Here is an 18,824-nt window from a genome sequence, read left to right as displayed (position 1 = left end):
GGTACTCGGGTCGGATCCGCCGGACGCTACTGACCGGTGGCGATACGGACCTCGGGGAACGCCGAAGACGGCCCGGCGAGCAGAGCAGCAGGTTGCGATCGCAACGTGCTGTCGAAGAAGGCCAGGGAATAGGCGTCGACGATGGTGAATCCACGCTGTCCGTCGATCGGCCCGGTGAGCCCGAATACCGAGGCCAGCGGTGACCAGTACGGCGCGTCGGTGAAGTTGACATGGAACATGCCGGGGATCTCGACGTAGAAGCGGCTGCGGTCCGGGCTCTCGGCGAAGACGGCTCGCATGGTCGTGAGGGTTCGGCTGATGTCCGTTTCGGTCCAGCCTCCGGAGCGTCGCCGCTCCAGCCGCATCGTGTCGGCGTCTCTGGTCAGCCACATCGCCGGTTGGTGCAGGCCGGAAGCAACGACGTCAGCGGGCATCGCGGCATCCATCATCAGGCAGGCATGCAAGCGGGGATCCTGATGGCACGCTTCGGCGGTCACCATCGCGCCCAGCGAAATTCCGGATGCCCCGAGGTGCCCCAGATCCAGCCGGTTGCCGAGAACGGAATCGGAGTGGTCGAGGTCGGTGAGTCGGTCGACAACGAACGAAACGTCTTGCGCCAGATAGGGAAGTATCCCGGTCGGCATCGGTGCGCCTTGCAGCGACGGGCTGTTCGGCTGTGGGTCGATGCTCTGGTCGATCAGTGGCTGCACCGCCGGCCTGAACCAGCCCTGTACGCGCCGGCCATCGGGAAAGCGGACCGACGCCGCAGTATAGGGCTGGTCCAGTCCGACGACGATATACCCATGGGAGACAAGGAATTCGACGTGAAATGTACTGGCCTGCCGGAAGCCGCCCTGCCCGGTCAGATAGATCAGCACGGGGAACCGTTGCGGGCCCGCTGGGGGAGCGGCCGGGACTGCGTTTGTCGTGACGTAACGGAACTGGTCGAAGAAGAACGGCGGTAGCCTGACCAGACCCGCTGAACCGAGATTCCCGGTTTCCGCTGCCGAGATACCGGCCGCGTCGTCCACATACGGTGCGCGCATCGCGGACTTCACCCCGCGCGTGGGGTACCACACCTGTGCCATGAGCTCTCGCGCTGCTGACGGATCGGCGCTGAACAACTCGTGTCTGCGTGTGTCCGTCCAGTGGTAGGTCACCGTGCCGATGCCGTATGGGCCGGTGGGTGCCGGGAACCGGAACACCGGAAAAACCACCGGCAGCGCCACCGCCGCCCCGAGCACGACCGTTTCGGCGATCGTGACCAGCGCCAGTAACACCGGCCGGCGCGATCGCCACACCAGTGCCGCTGCGACCAGCAAGGCGAGCAGATAGGCGGGGATCATCTGCCATCGTGGACCCTCCGACCAGAACTGAACTGCCGCGGCGGCGGGCGGAACCAACGCCGCGTAACGCCACAGACCAGCCACGCGTGCCGATGACAGCAACGCCAGACAAATACCGACCACGTCTATGACGCATACTGCAATTTCTCCGGGCCGCATTGCTCATGCCTCTCCTGGCTGACGCGCGGCGGTGCGGGCGGAGATATGACCGTTCGCACCGCCGCGCGGTGGGTTCAACGCAGATCCCGCCGCCTCAGCGCGATCAGGCCGATCGCCAGCAGTGCCGCGGTGACCAGTACCTCCCAGAGCAGCGGGACGGCGGTGAAGTGGCCACCGGGCAGCTTGGGCAGGTGGCTGTAGGGTTCGAGGTCGCGCGCCCACTGGGGGAATCTCGCGATACCGCCGAACATATAGATCAGTAGGAAGCCGACGTACACGGCCCACACGCTGGTCGCCCAGCGCGGTAACAGGCCGAAGAACGCTACCGCGACCGCCGCGGTCAGCCAGATCGCGGGCAACTGCACCGCGGCGCCCGCGACGCAGGCCGCGAGTTTGCCGCCCAGGTCGTGTGTCGAGTTGCCGTAGGCCAGGCCCGCGGCCGCACCCGCCGCCAGGACCGCGAGGCTGGGGCCGAGCAGCGCGTAGACGATATGGCTTACCGCCCAGCGAGTTCTGCCGACCGCGCCGGTGAGGACGGCCTCGGCCCGTTCGGCGATCTCCTCGGAGTGCAGCCGCAGCACAGCCGACACCGCGTACGCCGCGGCGGCCATGGCCAGCATGCTGATGGCGATGCCGACGAACATGTCATCGAGCTGACGTGCGCCGCCGATACGCTGCAAGAACTGCTGGAATGCCTCGTTGCTGCCCAACTGCTTGCCGACACTGGTCGCCGCGCTGCCGAACAGTAAGCCGTACAGCGTCAACGCCACAGTCCAGGCGAGCATGACGCCGCGCTGCATCCGCCACGCGAGCCCGAACGGACCCGACAGGCCACGCCCGGCACCGGCGGACCCGGCGCGTTCGGCCAGCAGACCGGAACCGACGTCGCGCCGCGCCAACAGCACATATGCGGCTGCGAGCAGCACCACGACTGCTGCGGTGTGCAACCCCAACGGCCACCAGCGTTCCTGTGCGAACGGCCGGATCAGCACGGTCCAGCCCAATGGTGACAACCACGACAATGTGCCCGAGCCCGCATCGCCCACGGCCCGCACCGCGAACGCCACACCGAGCGCCGCGAGCGCGTAACCGCGCGCAGTGCGCGCGCTGGGACTCACCTGGGCCGCCACCGCGCCGACGCCGGTGAACACCAGCCCGGCCGCGGCCAATCCCGCGCCGTACGCGATCGACCCGGTGACCGGGAGGTGGTAAACGCACAGCATCAGCGCGAACGCCGCGCCGATCACGATGGACGCGCCCGCCGACATCAGGACTGCGGCGGTGAGCCCGGCGAAGCGTCCCACCGACGCGGAGTCGACCAATTCGGTTCGCCCGACCTCCTCTTCGGCGCGAGTGTGGCGGATGACGGTGAGGATCACCGCCACAGCCAGAACCGCGCCCAGTGCCTGCGCCTTCCAGATGGAGACCGCGCCGAGACTGGCGTTGAACACCGGTCCGTACAAAGCGATTTCGGCACGGTTGGCGGAGGTGGCGGTGGCGAATGCTTGCAGATCCGCCGGGGTGCGGTATACGGACCGGATACTGCCCGCGTAGGTGACCGGCATCAGCACGCCGAGCACGAATGTCCACAGCGGCAACACGATCCGGTCACGCCGCAGGAACAAGCGCAGCGACAACCAGGTGCCGGCCAGGCCGGTCGACCGCGACCGCGGCCGACTCCGAGCAGCGGGGGCGAGGGCAACGGTGGTCATGCGGTCACCAACTCCGCGACCGGTGCGTCCGCCGAGGCGAGCCGGTAATGACGCAGGAACAGCTCCTCCAGCGTGGGCGGCTGGCTGACGAGCGTGCGGACGCCGATATCCCCGAGGCGGCGGATCAGCGCGCCGAGGCTCGCCCCGTCGACCTGGCAATGCAGTGTCGAGCCCTCGACGGTGAGGTTCTCGATACCGGGAATATCGCTCAAATCGCCAGGGGCGCCGAGCAATTCGGCAGTGATCGCAGTGCGCGACAGATGCCGCATACTCTCCAGCGACCCGCTGTCGACGGTGCGGCCGGACCTGATGATGGTGACACGCTCGCACAGCGCCTCGACCTCGGACAGGATGTGACTGGACAGCAGCACCGTCACCCCGCGATCGCGTGCCTCACGCACGCACTCCCGGAAAACCTGCTCCATCAACGGGTCCAGCCCGGCCGTGGGCTCGTCGAGCAGCAGCAGCCGCGCGTTCGACGACAGTGCCGATACCAGCACCACCTTCTGCCGGTTGCCCTTGGAATAGGACCGGGCCTTCTTGCGCGGGTCCAGGTCGAACCGCTCGATCAGCTCGGCCCGGCGCGTGGTGTCGATGCCTCCGCGCATGCGTGCGAGCAGATCGATGGTTTCCCCGCCGGTCAGCGACGGCCACAACGTGACGTCGCCGGGCACATAGGCCACTTGGCGGTGCAGTGCGACCGCATCGGCCCACGGATCACTGCCCAGCAGCACGGCATGTCCGGAACCGGCGCGCAGGATGCCGAGCAGGATACGGATAGTGGTGGATTTCCCCGAGCCGTTGGGACCGAGGAAGCCGTGGATCTCGCCCTCGTCGACGGTCAGATCGAGCCCGTCGAGGGCGTGGACATGTCCGAAACTCTTGTACAGATCCCGAATGTCGATGATTGCGGCCATGGAGTCTCCTCGATACACACGCCGGTCCGGAGCCTTGGTCGCACTCCGTGTGTCGAGAGTGCGCCGCACCCCGGCGCCGCGGCCACGGCCGCAAGTCCTCGGTACGAGGGGCAGTTGGGCCTCACCACCGACAGGGTGAGTGCAGCGAATGCGGGCGCGAATAGGTAGCCTGGGAAAGGACCAGCAACCATGGTCGGCAACGATCAGGCCATCGCTCCGATGCTGAACCGCCTGCGCCGCGCCCACGGTCAGCTTGTCGGCGTGATCGCGATGATCGAGCAGGGGCGCGACTGCAAGGAGGTCGTCACCCAGTTCGCGGCGGTATCTCGCGCTCTGGACCGCGCCGGATTCGAGATTGTCGCCACCGGCCTGCGTGAATGTCTCACCGATGAAGGCGCCGGCGGCTCGGAGTCGATGACCGAAGCCGAGCTGGAGAAATTGTTCCTCGCCCTTGCCTGATCGACCTGAGGAGGAAAAGTGGACCGCACCCTGAACCTGGCCCTGGCGACCACTCTGCACGAGACGAGCTTCGACGAGGCCGTCGACCTGACCCGCAACGCCCTGTCTGCGCAAGGATTCGGTGTTCTCACCGATATCGACATGAAGGCCACGCTGAAGGAGAAGCTCGGCGAGGACATCGAAGATGTCCGCATCCTCGGCGCCTGCAATCCGTCCCTTGCTCACCGTGCTGTTGATGTGAATCGTCAAATTGCACTTCTGCTGCCCTGCAATGTGGTCGTCCGTCGGGATACCACAGCCGACGGCACGATCATCGTCGAAGCGATGGACCCCGACCTGATGGTCCGGGTCACTGGCGAACCCGCACTCGAACCCATTGCCGCCGAGGCCGCCGTCAGACTTCGTGCGGCACTCGAATCCCTGCACGATCGGTGACGAGCCCGCCTCGGCGGGACAGGTCTCCGATGGCAGGCTGGAGAGCATGTCTATTTCGGGCACCGGCGCGGCGCGAGTGCTACTGGTCGAGGACGATCGTGCCCTTGCGGACTTGCTCGTGAGCCTGCTGACCGAGGAAGGGTACGTGGTCCGAGTCGCCGAGAACGGTCAGGTCGGTCTGCATCGCGGCTTGACCGAGCAGTTCGATGTGCTGGTCATCGACCGTGGACTGCCGATCCTGGAGGGACTGCAACTATTGCGGGCGCTGCGCGATCACGGCATTCTCACCCCCACTCTGTTGCTCACCGCCCGCGGGACGGTGGCCGATCGTGTCGACGGACTCGACGGGGGAGCGGAGGACTACCTGGTCAAGCCGTTCGAGATACCCGAATTCCTGGCCCGCGTGCGCGCGCTGCACCGCCGCCATCTGGCCACCGTGCCGGCCCTGCCGATCGGAACCCGCAGGCTGATCCCGGCGAACCGCACTGTGATCGACCCCGCCGGCGCGCATCGCGTGGTGGTGCTGTCGGAGCGGGAGTGTGCGCTGCTGGAGACGCTGGCCCGGTCGCCGCGGCAGGTGTTCACTCGTGCCCAGTTGCTCGAATCGGTCTTCGATCGCGCCGATACCGACGGGACCGTGGACACCTACGTGCACTACCTGCGCCGCAAACTCGGCCGCGATGCCGTCGACACCGTGCGTGGTCTGGGCTATCGGCTCGGCGCCCGATGAGGCGGCCGGTCGCGATATTCGCCGAGCCTGCGTTGTTGCGGCGCACAGCTCGCAACGCGGCGCTGCGCTCGGCGCTCGTACTTGCGGTCGTCCTGCTGGTCGCCGGGGTTGTGCTGGTCGTGGTGGATACCCGCACCGGCGACCAGCAGATGGACGCTCAACTGGCGCAGGTGGCCGCCCGGGTCGATGACGCCGACGACCCACCGCCGGGCATGGCGATCGGCATCGGCCGAGTCGGTCGGGACAGCAGTGTCAGCGACAACGCGCCCGCCTCCGCCGCCGCATTGCTGGCTGGGCCGGCCGGTTACTCGTCCGTGCGGTCGGGTGGTGTCGAGTACCGGGCGCTGGTGGTAGAGCGCTCCGATCGCAAGGTTGTTGTGCTGGTCGACACCCGGCCCTGGGAACAACGTCGGCACCGCGTGCTGGTGGCTTTGCTGGTGACCGAACTCGCCGGCCTGGCCGCTGCGGCCGGGGCCGCCGTGTCATTGTCCCGGCGCGCGATCCGTCCCATGCTCGATGCCCTCGCTGTCCAACGCGATTTCGTCGCCGACGCCTCGCACGAATTGAGAGCGCCACTGACGGTGCTGCATACGCGTGCTCAGCTACTGGCCCGGCGCGCCGCCGGTGCGCACCTCGAGCCGGTCTGGCGTGACCAGCTCGACGGTTTGGTCGCCGACACCCGCGCCCTCGCCGACATAGTCGACGACTTGTTGCTGACCGCGGCTGCCGAACACCGGACCGATCGGATCGAGCCGGTCGACCTGGCGGTGCTGTGTCGTGAGGTGGCCGGCAGTGTTGCCGCACATGCAGCCACCCTCGGTATTTCGGTCGAGGTCGTGACCGACGACTCTGCCGCTGCCCCGATCGCCGACGGCATCCGGCCCGCGCTGCGCCGTGCGGTGCTGGCCCTGATCGACAATGCCCTGCACCACGAAAAGCGTGGTGGCACAATCACTGTCCGCGCAGATCGCGGCGGCGGCGAGGTCACGGTGACGGTCCGTGACACCGGTACCGGGCTGGACCCGCGCGACGCTGCGCACCTGTTCCGGCGGTTCGCCCACGGGGACGGCCACAGCACCGGAACCCGGCCGCACGGAATCGGCCTGGCCTTGGTCCAGGCCGTTGTCGAGGCACACCACGGGCGTATCACCGTGGATGGTGCACCCGGCCGGGGCGCGTCCTTCACCCTGGCCCTGCCCGCCGTACGTGACCGGTGATCAGGTCCGAGAATTCTCCAAGAATTGCCGTCTACGCTCCGGGCGACCACGACCGCATCACCCCGACGAGGAGCCCGACCGGCATGGGACCCACCATCATCGACGGCCTGCCTGCCCACGTTCTGCTCGTGCATTTCGTGGTCGTGCTGGTACCACTGGCCGCCCTGCTGCTGATCCTGGCTGCGTGCTGGCCCGCCGCGCGGACCCGGCTCGGATTCCTGGTGCCGCTCACGGCCTTCACCGCATTGGTGACCGTCCCACTGACCACCCACTCCGGCGAATGGCTGGCACAACGAAGCGGCGACGACCCGCTGATACGCCGGCACGCGGACCTCGGCGACCAACTACTGATGTGGTCGGCCGGCACCTTTTTGTTGTCCGCTGTCTGGTGGGCCTTGCACAGCAGGCGCGCGGGGCAATGGTGGCGACCTCGATTCGCCAAGATCGACACACTCACCACGCGCCGTGCCGTCTCGATCGCCCTCGCCACGCTGGCAGTAGCCGTTTCGACCGGTTCGATGATCCAGGTTTACCGAATCGGCGACAGCGGGGCACGAGCCGCCTGGCACGACCGCGCCACCGACCCGCCCGCCGCCGGCCCCGTCCAGCGCTGATAACCCGAACCCACCGACATCGTCAACGGCGACGACTGTCACCCGAGCCTGTATCGACGCGCCGATCAAGGGACGCTCTGAGCGCATGACAGACATCCGCGGCGCGGTCATACCTGTAGCGCTCATCCTCCGGGACGGTCGCCGCATGGGCTACCGGGGTGTCGGTACGGTTGTCTCGTTGCGTATCGCGGACGCCGACGAATCCTCGAGCCCCGCCGGTGTCGGTGGTGTGGTTCGCTCGGCGCGGTTCTTGATGCCTTGCAACATCTTTCGTTCCATGATCAAGCTGCCGGGTTCGAGAAGGTAGCGGTTGAACAGCCGGGTCGCGAGGGATGCGTCCGCAGTGGAGATCCGGTTGCGGCTGACCAGGCGGGTGCCGCCTTCGATCGGGTAGAGGCCGAACGACCAGACCCAATTGTGGTCCTCGGAGCGAAATACGAGGGCGTGTTGTGGGTCGAGGGTTTCGACTCGCATGTGCGGGCCCTCCGGAGCGAGGGTGAAGATTTCGCCGACGGTGGGATGCTGGAATTCGGGGAGGATCGTGTCGGCGCTGTGCATCGGCACGCCGAGCAGGTTGTCGATCCAGTCGTAGCTGTATACGCCGCCTCGGCCGGGGCCGAATTGTGCCAGCCACGGCCAGATCTGCTCGGGGCCGGCGGAGATCGAGATGGCCCGCGTGGTGACGATCCCGGCTGTTACCAGCAGTTCATCGCCCGGCATCTGCCGGGCGATCTCCTCACCGCTCGCACCCCAGGTCAGGACTCTGGTGCGGGCGAAGAGGGGATAGCCGACGGCCAGCCCGGCGAGAAAACTCGCGCCGCCGACGACGGTGGCGGTGATCGTCCTTGTGATGGAAGAACTCATACGCCCAGGGTGCTGTGCTTTCGGCCGGGCAGCCAGGGTCGTTCGGCCCGGATTGCTCGGACGTGTGGCCGGTTGTCTCGAGCAGGCGCGGATGTACAGGCGGTGGTCGTCGGAGGGGCGAAGGTCCCATCGACTGAATGCCTGTGGCTCTGACCGTAACCGCTGTGATCGGACAGAGTCGAAGAGCCGGTTGTCAGGGCGGTGTCTCGCCGGTGCCGCTCGCGATCGTTGTCTGGAAGGCAGGAATCGTGAACAACGAAACACTATTTGCCGCAACGGTTATCGCCGAAACCACACCGAATTCCGGTGACCGTCCGGTGGTGGTCCACTGGCCCGATCCCAGTCCGCTGCGGGACTGGTGGGAACAGATCATGGGTATCGATCCCGGGCGAGCGACCAGCGGGCACCGGAGCGCGCGATGAAGTGGTACGACACGTATCTGCGGCGGATATATCGTGGCGGGCGGCCGAATCGGTGGGCTCGTTGGCAGAATCGGGTGTCGGCAAAGTTGTTCGCCGCAGGCGTGCTACCGCGACGCGCGGCGGCACTGGGCATCCGAGGCCGCCGCAGTGGCCGCCTGATCTGGTTTCCCGTTGTCGTCACCGAGAGCGGTGGTCATCGCTATATCGTGTCGATGCTCGGCGCGGGCACCAATTGGGTTCGCAACCTCACTGCGGTTCACGGTGCGGCGCTACTGCGGCACGGGCGACTGGAATCAGTGCAACTGGTCGAAATCGAGCCCGAGCACCGAGGACCGGTCCTGCGGGAATTTCTGCGCCGTGCTCCCGGCGCCCGCCCGCACATTCCGGTCGATCTCGACGCACCGGAGGCCGATTACGACCGCATCGCCGCCGACTATCCGGTTTATCGCGTCGATCCCTCGCTCCGCTCGGTTCCGGTCACCGGCTGATGTCTCCTCGTCGGCCACGGGCAGCACGCAGACGATCGACAGCCGCGATCGCCGCGTGCAACGGGGCAGGTCCGACGGTGACCGTCGAGTAAGCGGGCCGGACCCGCGATCAGCGGACGCCGCTCTTGTCGAGGTGGTGAGCTTCGTCGACGAAGTCTCGGCGTCCGTGCGCGTGCCCGCCGATTCGCGACTCGAAGACCACCCCGGCCGGAGTAGCGATGACAGCCGCGACGTGGTGACCACGGCCGCACCGGACCCGGAGCAGCACATGCTCGCCACGGCTGCGGCCGAGAGCATCGAGCGCTCGGGCCGCAGCCTGCTGCCGTTCGGCCGTACCGAGGTCGGTTCGGTTGTTCACGGGGTTCATTCCGCGCCCTTCGCTTCGGCGTTCTTCACCTCGACTCTTTTTGCCCGTTCGGCAGGCTCGTGCAGCGGAACGCTGACGGTGAGGATCCCCTTGGCGTAGCTGGCCTCCATGGCATCCTCGTCGGCGCCGGGCGGCAGCGGGACCGAGCGATAGAAGGAGCCGTAACTGAACTCGGAGCGGCCCTTCTCCTCGTGTCGTTCGGCGCGTTCGGCCTTGATTGTCAGCTGATGCTCCTGAACGGATACGTCCACATCTTCGGCCGGATCGATGCCGGGGATCTCCGCGCGTACGACATAGTGGCCGTTCTCGATCATGTCCTCGACGCGCAGTAGCCGAGCGCCCTTGGCCATGGACAGCGGGAAATGGCCCGAGGTGAGAGCGCTCCAGAGATCGCCGATATCGGGCAGTGTCGACTCGCGATGGGCAGGAAACAGGCTCATGATCTCCTCCTGGGAATCGTCGGATCCTTCGATTCCACTGCCGCCGGCTGCCGTATTCCAGGGCACGAGGTGGGGTGGCCGCGCTGACTTCGGTCCCAGGTCCTATGACAGAGGTCCCGCACCCGGCAGCGACATCGTTGTGTGCGAGCAGTGTGTCTACTGCATACGGGCACAGATCGATCAGCGATTTTATGAACCGAGTTACCACCTTGGCCTTTCCCCATTCGGAGTGGGGTGAGATGAGGGCCTCTATCGCGGTCACAAACAGCATCACGGCGACATCAGGCGTGGTTTGTTTGAACGCCGCATGATAAGCGAGCAGGGCACCGCGAACTCGGAGAACAGCGTCCGGGCCGCCCCGCATCGGAAGATCACCGAATATATCCAAGGAGATGAAATCTCTCGCGAGCCCCAAGATCTCCGGGCTGTGTCTGCGTGCAACGGCTCGTTCGGCGTAGGCATCTTCGGCTGGAAGCTGCGGCACCTGATATTCGACTGGACGACCGGTGGCAAAAGCGCAGATCGCCGCCGCAACTTCGGCGCATCCTGCCGCAGCGCGTTGGGACCACTCGCTGGGGCCAGGCCCCGGGGCGAAGATGGTCACCTGTACCTTGCTCGGCGGTGCCAAGAGCAAGCCTGAGGCAGGCGTATCGCTCAGGAGCCCGTCCTCGAAGTCGAGCAGGATTTCGCCACCGAGTCGGCGACTGCCCTCGATGTGGACCTGGTCGCCCAAGACGCGCGTGAAATGTACTGCGCCCGACACGAAGTCGAGCTCGGCCAGCTTCATCTCTACGCTGTAGATCACCGGCGTTCCGAGGTCCCGCGCGGCCACTCGCGTCGATGCGCTCTCGAGAATCGACTCAACGATGCCGCTCTCGATGCCGGTCGACGCCACTATCGAGATGTCCGGCCCCGACCAGCGCAGCACAAAATGGGCTCCCCTCTGATCACCGACCGTGAGGGTGCGTCCCTCGCCGTCGCCACCTGTCCCCCATCCCAGGTTGCCGAATCGCTCGCGGGACAGGTTCGAGAACCCACGCTTCGAACAGCACCTGGGTCGTATCGCCAGGCAGCCCGATCGAGTCGATGCGATACTGCGCAGCCGGCTTCATCCGCCAAGAGTGAACCAGCCTCCCTGGAACGGTCAAAACCCGCACGATCATCGGGTATGCGGGTGCGCTCGGGCTGCTGCTGCCGGTGTGTCAGACGTCCACAGCTGGCCGCCTGCGGGGAATCTTTGGTGGCCGCTGACAAGGACGAAAGCCATCGGAATCGAGGCCCTCGGCATCGGTTGCCGGTGTACCGGGGCAGGGACTTCGATACCGGCCGGGGCCTGGTTGAACAAGATCGAACGGCGCATCCTGGGACTCAACTGGCAGGTGTGGTGGGCCCCCGCGGACGCTGCCTACATCGCCTGCAGCCCAGAATTCCCCACGATCCTGCACAGTGATCCGTCCTCTCCGCTCGCGGCGATGAACGGTTTGGAGAACGACATCCGTCGCATGCTGGCGTCCTCCTCTACGCCGGCCTACAGGGGTTGCCAACCGTGAATGCTGCGGGGATCGCCGTGGCAGTGGTCGTGCCGGTGCTGGGCACTGTTGCCGATTCACGCCTTGTCGGCTGTGCCGGTCTGGTGCACCGGAGACACCCATAGGGCGGCCAGCACCGCTGCTGCGGTCACCGCACCGCTGACGATCGCGAAGGCCGTGCTGTCCAGACCGGGCGTGTAGGCCGCGGTGACGTTGACCATTGTGTGCAGCAGGATCGCGACACCGGCGCTACCGCCGGAGCGATCGTGCAGCCATACGATCAGGACGCGGACGGCAACAGTGCCCAGGAACCAGCCGCCGATCCACCGCATCGGATGCCCGGCCTGCCACAGTGGAACCAGATGCCACGCAGCCCAGAACACACCCAGTCCCAGCCCGGTTCGTATCAATCCGAACCTTGCTTGCAGTTCGTCGGTGGCATAGATCGTCCAGCCCAGCTCTTCGCAGGTTGCCGCGACCATGAACACTGCTGTCACACCGGGAATCGCAGCCAACGACAACGGTTGCGCCGGGCCGGTCTCGTTCGCGATCCTCAGGACCGCGACCGAAATTCCGCCGATCACCGGTGCCAATGCGATCGAGAGTACATACCAGCCCCACCGCGCTGGTGGGCGATCGACTGTCCGTCCCACCAATGCCGCTACGCCCGAGGCGCCGGATTCCCGCCACACAAGACCGGACGCTGCCAGGACCGGCACCGTCACCATCACCGCACTTGCGGGTAACCGCATCGCGCCGATGTGCACGCCAGTGTGGGCGGTGCCGAGCAAGAAGTACGGAATCGACACCACCGCAACGACACTCAAGAACAAGAAGGGGTGCCGCGAACCACGCACGCGGCAACCCTACCTCGCTTCGGTCGGCGCGTTGGCATGGCAGCAGCAACATCCGCCGCGCCGGCCAGACCACCGGATAGGGCAATGCGCGGGGTCAGGCCTCGGGGGTGATCCGGTCGAGGGTGACCCGTCAAATCCGGGCAGGCGTCCGCTCGTCGTCAGTGGTGGTAGCACCACCACGGGAGTGCACGCCGATCGGCAGCTCCAGATAGCCACGAGGGGAGGTGGTGGAGTTCCGGGTTGGGTATTTGAGCCGGCCTGCTCGGTCGCAAGCGGAGGGCCCGAGCATCGCGCAGTTCGGCGGCACCCTCGAGGTGGGCACCTCACCATTCGGGAGTGAGGATGTCGGTGCGTAGGTCCACCGGCTCGGCAGGATCGTGGACGCCGAGGGCCACCGCGGCTGCGTGACGGCAGCCCGACCGGCGATCACGGCTCGCCGCCTCCGCACTGATCGGTGAGCGAGGACCTCATCGACGACTCGATCGTGCCGTTTCCGGCCCAGCCGGCGCCGGTACCGCACGGCCATGATTGCCGGTGTCCGGACGGTGTCGCGGAGTCGGCCGACACCGCTGGACTCGTACCCGATGTCCCTCCTGCCGGTGACTTTCGGCCGTCCCGGCGAACGGGGTCCACGCGCGATGCTGAAACCCAGCGAAAACGACGATACCGAGGACCGACCCGGCCGTTGGAGGCCATGATGACCACTACACATCTCGAGCACGACACATTCCGCGCGGCGCTGGCGCTGGCGGCCCGTGCGCCGTCGGTGCACAACACACAACCCTGGTCGTGGCGGATGGGGGACAGTACCCTCCAGCTGTACGCCGATCCGAGCCGGCAGCTGATGCATACCGACCCGGACGGCCGTGACCTGATCCTCAGCTGCGGCGCTGCCCTGCATCATCTGCGGATCGCCGCGCGTGGGCTGGGCTGGGACTCCGTCGTCCATCGGCTGCCGAACCCGGACGACCCGGACCACCTGGCCGCCGTCGAATTCCACGCGGCGGAACCGACCATCGCAGCGCTGCGGCTCAGCCAAGCGATCTCCGACCGCCGCACCGACCGTCGGCGCTACACGTCCTGGGAGGTTCCCGCCGCGCACGTGTCGGCCCTCGCGGCCGCCGCTGCGGAGTGCGGGGTCGTCGTACGCGACATCGAAGACAGTTGGGCCAGAGCGCAACTGGTGCACGCCTTCGAACGTGCCGCGTGGCAGCACACCCGGGACTTCGGTTACGGTGCGGAACTGTCCCGATGGAGCGGGCGGCACGCCGCGACCGTGGGTGTTCCCGCCCGTAGCGCGGTCGCGGCGACCGATGCCACTACGCGGCCCTTCGCGGACCCCGGTCTGCCGCAGGCTGTTCTGCGCGACACCGAGGGCGCCGACCGGATGCTGTTGCTCGCCACTGCCGGCGACGACCGGCTGTCGCGGCTGCGGGCCGGCGAGGCCACCAGCGCAATCCTGCTCACCGCCACCATGTTCGGCATGGCGACCTGCCCGCTCACCGAGCCCCTGGAAGTACCGGCCACCCGCGCGGAGATCCGCGACCAGGTGATCGGCGACAGCGGATTTCCGCAGATGATCATTCGAATCGGCTGGGCGGCAACGAGTTCGGAGCCGTTGGCGCCGACACCGCGGCGGCCCTTGGACGAGTACGTACATCGGTTGTGAACCGATCCCGAGAGTTGAGAGAGGTGATCACCGTGCCTCGATATTCGTCGATGCCGGTGCGGATCTGGCGGCAGTTGCCGTGCAGCCGTAGTCCTTTGATGCGACCGTCCGACCGGGCGGAGGCGCTGATTCGTATCGCCGCCGCTGCGGTCATGCTGGCGGCGATCCCGGTGGCGGGCGCCGCCGGGACGGCGGAGTATTCGTCCGCCCAAGTGTCCATCGCCGCTGAGAACGCATCGAAAACCGATGTGGCGGCCACGATTTCGGATGATCCGGTAACTGTGGTCCGATCCGATGCGGCGGGGCAGGCGATCCCGCGGACCGACGCCACGGTTACCTGGACGTACGGCGGGCATACGGGCCACACGGTCATCGCTGTAGCCGGCCATGCTCATCGTGGAGACACGGTGCCGGTCTGGGTCGATCGCGACGGACGGCAGACCGATCCGCCGCTCGACGCGGATGCGGCCGCCTCGCGCGGTATCGGCGCCGGTGTCCTCCTCCTGGTTGCGATCTGGTCCTCGGCAGTCGCGCTCGTCGTATTCACCCATCGGCAGATACTGCGGCTGCACACCGCCGAATGGGCGCGGGAGTGGCGACTGCTGACCGACCACCCGCTCGGACAGGGCAGATAGGTCCCCGTCCAGCTCTCTCGAAGGAGATCCGATGACCGAGCAGAACACCTCCAACACCCCGGACCCGGAAGCGCCGATCATCGCGGCGGTCGACGGTTCGGCCGTGTCGTACAGCGCAGCCGCGTGGGCGGCCGCCGACGCCGCTCTGTACGGCAGCCGACTGCACCTGATCACCTCCATCGCGGTCCCTCCGGGCTTCGGTCCAGCCATGATGACCGAGCTGGACTGGCTGCGGGTCGAGGGTGAGCGGGTCCTCACCGAGGCCGAACGGATCGCGCGCACCGCCGTGCCGGGCGACGAACTGTCGATCACCAAGGAGATCACCGCCGGCCACATCGTGGGTGAACTCGTGGAACGGTCGCGGAGCGCGCGGATGATCGTCGTCGGCAGTCGCGGGCTGGGCGCAGTGCGCCGCGGACTGCTCGGTTCGGTCGGCGCCGCGACGATCAGGCATGCGCACTGCCCGGCGGCGATCGTGCACTCGATCTCCGCTACCGATCCGGTACTGATGGCCCGGCCGGTGGTCGTCGGTGTCGACGGCAGCGAAAACAGCATGCCGGCGTTGCGGATCGCATTCGAGGAGGCGTCACGCCGCAAGGTCGGCGTGATCGCGGTCCATTCGTGGAGCGACATGTCCGCCGCCCTGGACATCTCGGTCGACGGCTGGAAAGCCATCCGTGTGACCGAGGACGCCGTATTCGCCGAGAGCATGGCCGGCTGGACCGAGCGCCACCCGGACGTGACGGTACAGCGCATCCTGGTTCAGGATCATCCGACCCGCGCCATCCTGGACATCTCCGACCGAGCCCAGTTGGTGGTGGTCGGCAGTCACGGTCGCGGCGGGTTCACCGGCATGTTGATCGGGTCGACCAGCAGCGCGCTCGCGCATTCGGTGGAGTGCCCGATCATCGTCGCGAGGGGGCCCGGCGCGTGATTCCCGGGAGATTCACCGCAGCGGCGCCGACCACACCAGGTGGGTGCCGCTGCCGTCCTCGGTGACCGGCCGGACCGTACAGCTGCCCCCGCGGGACCGTGCCCGGCACTCCAGGTTGTCCAGGCCGCTGGCGGTGATGCCGGCGGGTATGCCGCAGCCGTCGTCGGTCACCGCGATGGTGAGGTCGTCGTCGACGGTGATGTCGAGGTCGATGGTGTCCGGCCGACCGTGGCGGACCGCATTGCTGACCGCCTCCCGGACCACCGCCTCGGCATGCTCGGCGAGTTCGGTATCGACGACCGACAGCGGGCCCGACACGCGCACGGAGGTCCGGATCGGTGCGTCGCCGACCTGCTGCCGGACCGCCTGTTCGATACGTTGCCGCAGATGCGCGCTCGGCAGCGTCGATCCGTGCAGGTCGAAGATCGAGGTGCGGATCTCCTGCACCACCTCCTGCAGGCCGTCGACAGCGTTGCTGATCCGCGTCTTCACGTCCGGAACTCGCGTGCGAGGTACGGTGCCCTGCAACGACATTCCGATCGCGAACAGTCGCTGGATCACATGGTCGTGCAGGTCGCGAGCGATCCGATCGCGGTCGGCGAGCACATCCAGTTCCCGCATCCGGCGCTGGGTTTCGGCCAACTGCATCACCAGTGCCGCCTGGTCGGTGAATGCCGCCGCCAGCTGCAGGATTTCGTCGTCATACGGGGAGGATCCGACGGAACGCACGGTGATCAATACGCCGGAGGTCGCCTCCGAGGCGTAGAGCGGCAGCACGAGCGCGGGGCCGGCGTCGGGGATCGGATTCGCCAGGTCGGTCCGCTGGGCATCATCGATGCGCTGCGGAGTGCGATCGGTGAAGGATTTGCCGATCACGCCGCCGGAAACGGCCATCGCCGTGCCGAGCTTCGCGCCCGCGCCCGAGATGTGCGTGATCCGCAGTCGATCGGAATCTCCGGGCGACAGGTCCGGATCGTCGGGCACGGCGAGCACCGCCAACTGCGACCCGGTCAGTACTCGGGCCTTGCCGACGAGGTGGGTGACAACCTCGTCGTATTCGGTGCATGCCAGGAACTCGGTGGTGAGCTCACCGATGGCCTCGATCCACGCCTGGCGGGTGCGCGCCGACTGGTACAACCGTGCGTTGTCGATCGCGATACCGGCGGCCGCGGCCAGCGCCTGGACGATCAGTTCGTCGTCCTCGGTGAACGGCTGACCGTCGGCCTTCTCGGTCAGATACAGGTTGCCGAAGATCTCGTCCCGGATACGCACCGGAACTCCGAGGAAGGTCCGCATCGGCGGGTGGTTCGGCGGGAATCCGACCGAGGCCGGGTGTTCCGTGAGGTCGTCCAACCGGATCGCCTCCGGCCTGCTGAACAGCACGCCGAGCACACCGTCGCCCTGCGGCAGGTCGCCGATTCGCGCCCGTGTCGCCTCGTCGATGCCGTGATAGATGAACTGGCTCAGCCGGTTGTCCTGGCCTCGTACTCCCAGCGCACCGTAGTGCGCATCCACCAGGCTGATGGCCGTGCGCACGATGGTGGTGAGTGTTTCCGACAGGTCCAGGCCCGCAGTAACCGCCAGCATCGCATCGATCAGGCCGTCCATCCGGTCCCGGACGTCCATGATCTGGTCGATCCGCAGCCGGGCCTCGTTGAGCAGTTCGCGTAGCCGTAGTTGTGACAGGGCGCCACGAGCGGAATACGAACTTCCCCCGTCGGGCTGGCTCATATCGGTGTCCGATCGTCCGATTGTCGATGCGGCTAACGGGCGTCCATCAGGCATTTTACCCTCGCAAGCCGATCGGTCCGGCCGGCGCCGGGCCGTCTACCCCGGGGCGGGGACCTCCGCCTCCGGCGGAGCGGTCATCGACCCGGGCCCGGAGCCGGCGATGGGACATGGTCCCGGCAAGGGGATACGCCCTGTGATCGAGGGCCCTTCGCAGCTGCGCGACTGTGGCCGATGGTCACCGGGACACGGTGAGTTCGGCTCTCCCGGCAATGGCCCGAACGCGCGATCGTGGGTCGATGAGCCCGGACCGGAACATCGGGGGACCTGTGGTCGTCGGAGTCGACGGATCCACCGTCGCCATGAACGCCCTCCGGTGGGCGGCCTACCTCGCCAACGGGCTGGATGCACCGCTGACGGTTTTGCATGCCCGGCCGGTGCCGCACGCGCGGCATCCGGCCGCGCCCGGCTCGCCGGCGGCCGCCGATGTCCTCGGGCATGCCGTCGCATTGGCGCGAACCTGTACCGACGCACTACATCTCGACGGCGTGTCCTGTCCCGGTCCGGCCGATTCCGCTCTGATCGAGGCGAGCGAGCGGGCACGGCTGGTGATCGTCGGGGCCCAATCCATCTACCACTCGCAGCTGATCGGCCCGACCACGATTCATGTCGTGACCGGCTCCCGGTGCCCGGTCGGGGTGTGGCGCGGGACCACCGGTCGGCCGATCCCACGGCAGGAACCCGTGCTCGTCGGGGTGGACGGAACCGAGATCGGCGATCAGGCCGTCGGTTCGGCATTCGAGTTGGCCGCCGCGCTGGGCGCGCCGCTGGCCGCTGTACATGCCTGGGCGCCGGGCATCGCGCCGCTGGGGCAGCCCGATGGCGCCGCAGTGGCGCGGACCTTGCTGTCTCGGGCCCTGGCACCGTGGCGGGAGCGATATCCCCGGGTTGCGGTCACCGCCACAGCCGCGGCAGGCAGCACGATATCGGTGCTGATCGCCCGGTCCGCGCATGCTCAGATGCTGGTGCTGGGTAGCCGGGGACGGCACAGCGCAGCTGCGGTCCTGCTGGGTTCGACGAGCCGCGACCTGCTGCATCGGTCGCTGTGCCCGGTACTCGTGTGCGGCCGCTCGCAAGGTGGCCGCGACACGATCGAGCCGGGCCGGCTGTCCGGTCGGCGCTCGCAGGGACTTCCGGCCCCGGCGGCGACGACCGCCGACCCTGCCGATGATGCCGCCGTCGGCGTGGAATCGACTGGGACGCAACCCGTATCGCGGGTCGAGGTGAAATCCGGCGAGTAGC

19 protein-coding genes are annotated in these 18,824 nt (G+C 67.4%); 11 read left to right on the top strand and 8 right to left on the bottom strand.

Features of this window, described 5'->3' with window-relative positions; genetic code table 11:
- Positions 1-26: 26 nt before the first annotated feature.
- From G361_RS42740 to G361_RS0108090, 3 genes are all read right to left on the bottom strand, one after another.
- Positions 27-1,505 carry a hypothetical protein gene (locus G361_RS42740; RefSeq protein ID WP_063711805.1) on the bottom strand — a complete coding sequence of 493 codons (1,479 nt, stop codon included), beginning with the start codon at positions 1,503-1,505 and terminating at the stop codon, positions 27-29.
- A 74-nt stretch (positions 1,506-1,579) separates the two neighbouring features.
- Positions 1,580-3,217, bottom strand: a complete 1,638-nt coding sequence (locus tag G361_RS0108095) for an ABC transporter permease (protein ID WP_019926563.1) — start codon at positions 3,215-3,217, stop codon at positions 1,580-1,582.
- The gene (locus G361_RS0108090) at positions 3,214-4,134 is read right to left on the bottom strand and encodes an ABC transporter ATP-binding protein (protein ID WP_019926562.1); all 921 of its coding nucleotides are present in this window, start codon (positions 4,132-4,134) and stop codon (positions 3,214-3,216) included. The genes G361_RS0108095 and G361_RS0108090 overlap by 4 nt, the downstream gene beginning before the upstream one ends.
- Positions 4,135-4,323: 189 nt before the next feature.
- On the opposite strand from G361_RS0108090, the gene G361_RS0108085 reads away from it, so the two are divergent.
- The 5 genes from G361_RS0108085 to G361_RS0108065 all read left to right on the top strand — a co-directional run bounded on the left by G361_RS0108085 (position 4,324) and on the right by G361_RS0108065 (position 7,589).
- Positions 4,324-4,593: a metal-sensitive transcriptional regulator gene (locus G361_RS0108085; protein WP_019926561.1), complete on the top strand. Its 270-nt coding sequence runs from the start codon at positions 4,324-4,326 to the stop codon at positions 4,591-4,593.
- 18 nt (positions 4,594-4,611) lie between these two features.
- Positions 4,612-5,028, top strand: a complete 417-nt coding sequence (locus G361_RS0108080) for a DUF302 domain-containing protein (RefSeq protein WP_019926560.1) — start codon at positions 4,612-4,614, stop codon at positions 5,026-5,028.
- Positions 5,029-5,074: 46 nt separating this feature from the next.
- Positions 5,075-5,758, top strand: coding sequence for a response regulator transcription factor (locus G361_RS0108075; RefSeq protein WP_026342814.1), 684 nt, complete (start codon positions 5,075-5,077; stop codon positions 5,756-5,758).
- Positions 5,759-5,793: 35 nt separating this feature from the next.
- A complete protein-coding gene (locus G361_RS0108070; RefSeq protein WP_231386817.1) occupies positions 5,794-6,975 on the top strand; it encodes a cell wall metabolism sensor histidine kinase WalK in 1,182 nt (393 codons plus the stop codon).
- 83 nt (positions 6,976-7,058) lie between these two features.
- Positions 7,059-7,589 (top strand): DUF2231 domain-containing protein, encoded by a 531-nt coding sequence (locus G361_RS0108065; RefSeq protein ID WP_019926557.1) that lies wholly within the window; start codon positions 7,059-7,061, stop codon positions 7,587-7,589.
- Positions 7,590-7,739: 150 nt separating this feature from the next.
- Here the strand turns inward: G361_RS0108065 and G361_RS0108060 are convergent, their stop codons facing one another.
- A complete protein-coding gene (locus G361_RS0108060) occupies positions 7,740-8,453 on the bottom strand; it encodes a hypothetical protein (protein WP_019926556.1) in 714 nt (237 codons plus the stop codon).
- Between the two features lie 164 nt (positions 8,454-8,617).
- Here G361_RS0108060 and G361_RS0108055 point away from each other — a divergent pair, with 164 nt between their 5' ends.
- Entirely contained in the window at positions 8,618-8,875 is a 258-nt protein-coding gene (locus G361_RS0108055) for a hypothetical protein (RefSeq protein ID WP_155981358.1), read from the top strand.
- Between the two features lie 74 nt (positions 8,876-8,949).
- Positions 8,950-9,363: a nitroreductase family deazaflavin-dependent oxidoreductase gene (locus G361_RS0108050; RefSeq protein WP_196814440.1), complete on the top strand. Its 414-nt coding sequence runs from the start codon at positions 8,950-8,952 to the stop codon at positions 9,361-9,363.
- 109 nt (positions 9,364-9,472) lie between these two features.
- Here G361_RS0108050 and G361_RS42735 read toward each other — a convergent pair whose 3' ends face one another.
- The 3 genes from G361_RS42735 to G361_RS50230 form a co-directional block, all read right to left on the bottom strand.
- Positions 9,473-9,721, bottom strand: a complete 249-nt coding sequence (locus G361_RS42735; RefSeq protein ID WP_155981357.1) for a hypothetical protein — start codon at positions 9,719-9,721, stop codon at positions 9,473-9,475.
- A 5-nt stretch (positions 9,722-9,726) separates the two neighbouring features.
- Positions 9,727-10,170, bottom strand: coding sequence for an Hsp20/alpha crystallin family protein (locus G361_RS0108040; protein WP_026342812.1), 444 nt, complete (start codon positions 10,168-10,170; stop codon positions 9,727-9,729).
- Between the two features lie 1,606 nt (positions 10,171-11,776).
- Entirely contained in the window at positions 11,777-12,196 is a 420-nt protein-coding gene (locus G361_RS50230; RefSeq protein WP_196814439.1) for a CPBP family intramembrane glutamic endopeptidase, read from the bottom strand.
- Positions 12,197-13,250: 1,054 nt separating this feature from the next.
- On the opposite strand from G361_RS50230, the gene G361_RS0108020 reads away from it, so the two are divergent.
- The 3 genes from G361_RS0108020 to G361_RS0108010 all read left to right on the top strand — a co-directional run bounded on the left by G361_RS0108020 (position 13,251) and on the right by G361_RS0108010 (position 15,794).
- Positions 13,251-14,225, top strand: coding sequence for an Acg family FMN-binding oxidoreductase (locus G361_RS0108020; RefSeq protein ID WP_019926548.1), 975 nt, complete (start codon positions 13,251-13,253; stop codon positions 14,223-14,225).
- Positions 14,226-14,395: 170 nt separating this feature from the next.
- Complete coding sequence (locus tag G361_RS0108015; protein WP_155981355.1) at positions 14,396-14,860, top strand: hypothetical protein; 465 nt, start codon at positions 14,396-14,398, stop codon at positions 14,858-14,860.
- Between the two features lie 31 nt (positions 14,861-14,891).
- On the top strand, positions 14,892-15,794 hold the full coding sequence (locus tag G361_RS0108010; RefSeq protein ID WP_019926546.1) for a universal stress protein: 903 nt from the start codon (positions 14,892-14,894) through the stop codon (positions 15,792-15,794).
- Positions 15,795-15,806: 12 nt separating this feature from the next.
- On the opposite strand, the gene G361_RS0108005 is transcribed toward G361_RS0108010, so the two are convergent.
- On the bottom strand, positions 15,807-17,525 hold the full coding sequence (locus G361_RS0108005; protein WP_019926545.1) for a GAF domain-containing sensor histidine kinase: 1,719 nt from the start codon (positions 17,523-17,525) through the stop codon (positions 15,807-15,809).
- A gap of 296 nt (positions 17,526-17,821) precedes the next feature.
- On the opposite strand from G361_RS0108005, the gene G361_RS0108000 reads away from it, so the two are divergent.
- Positions 17,822-18,823, top strand: coding sequence for a universal stress protein (locus tag G361_RS0108000; protein WP_196814438.1), 1,002 nt, complete (start codon positions 17,822-17,824; stop codon positions 18,821-18,823).
- Position 18,824 lies beyond the last annotated feature (1 nt).

This window comes from Nocardia sp. BMG111209 (assembly GCF_000381925.1).
Classification (GTDB): domain Bacteria; phylum Actinomycetota; class Actinomycetes; order Mycobacteriales; family Mycobacteriaceae; genus Nocardia.
Note: the sequence above shows the minus strand (reverse complement) of the source record. Positions and strands in the feature narration are given on the sequence as shown.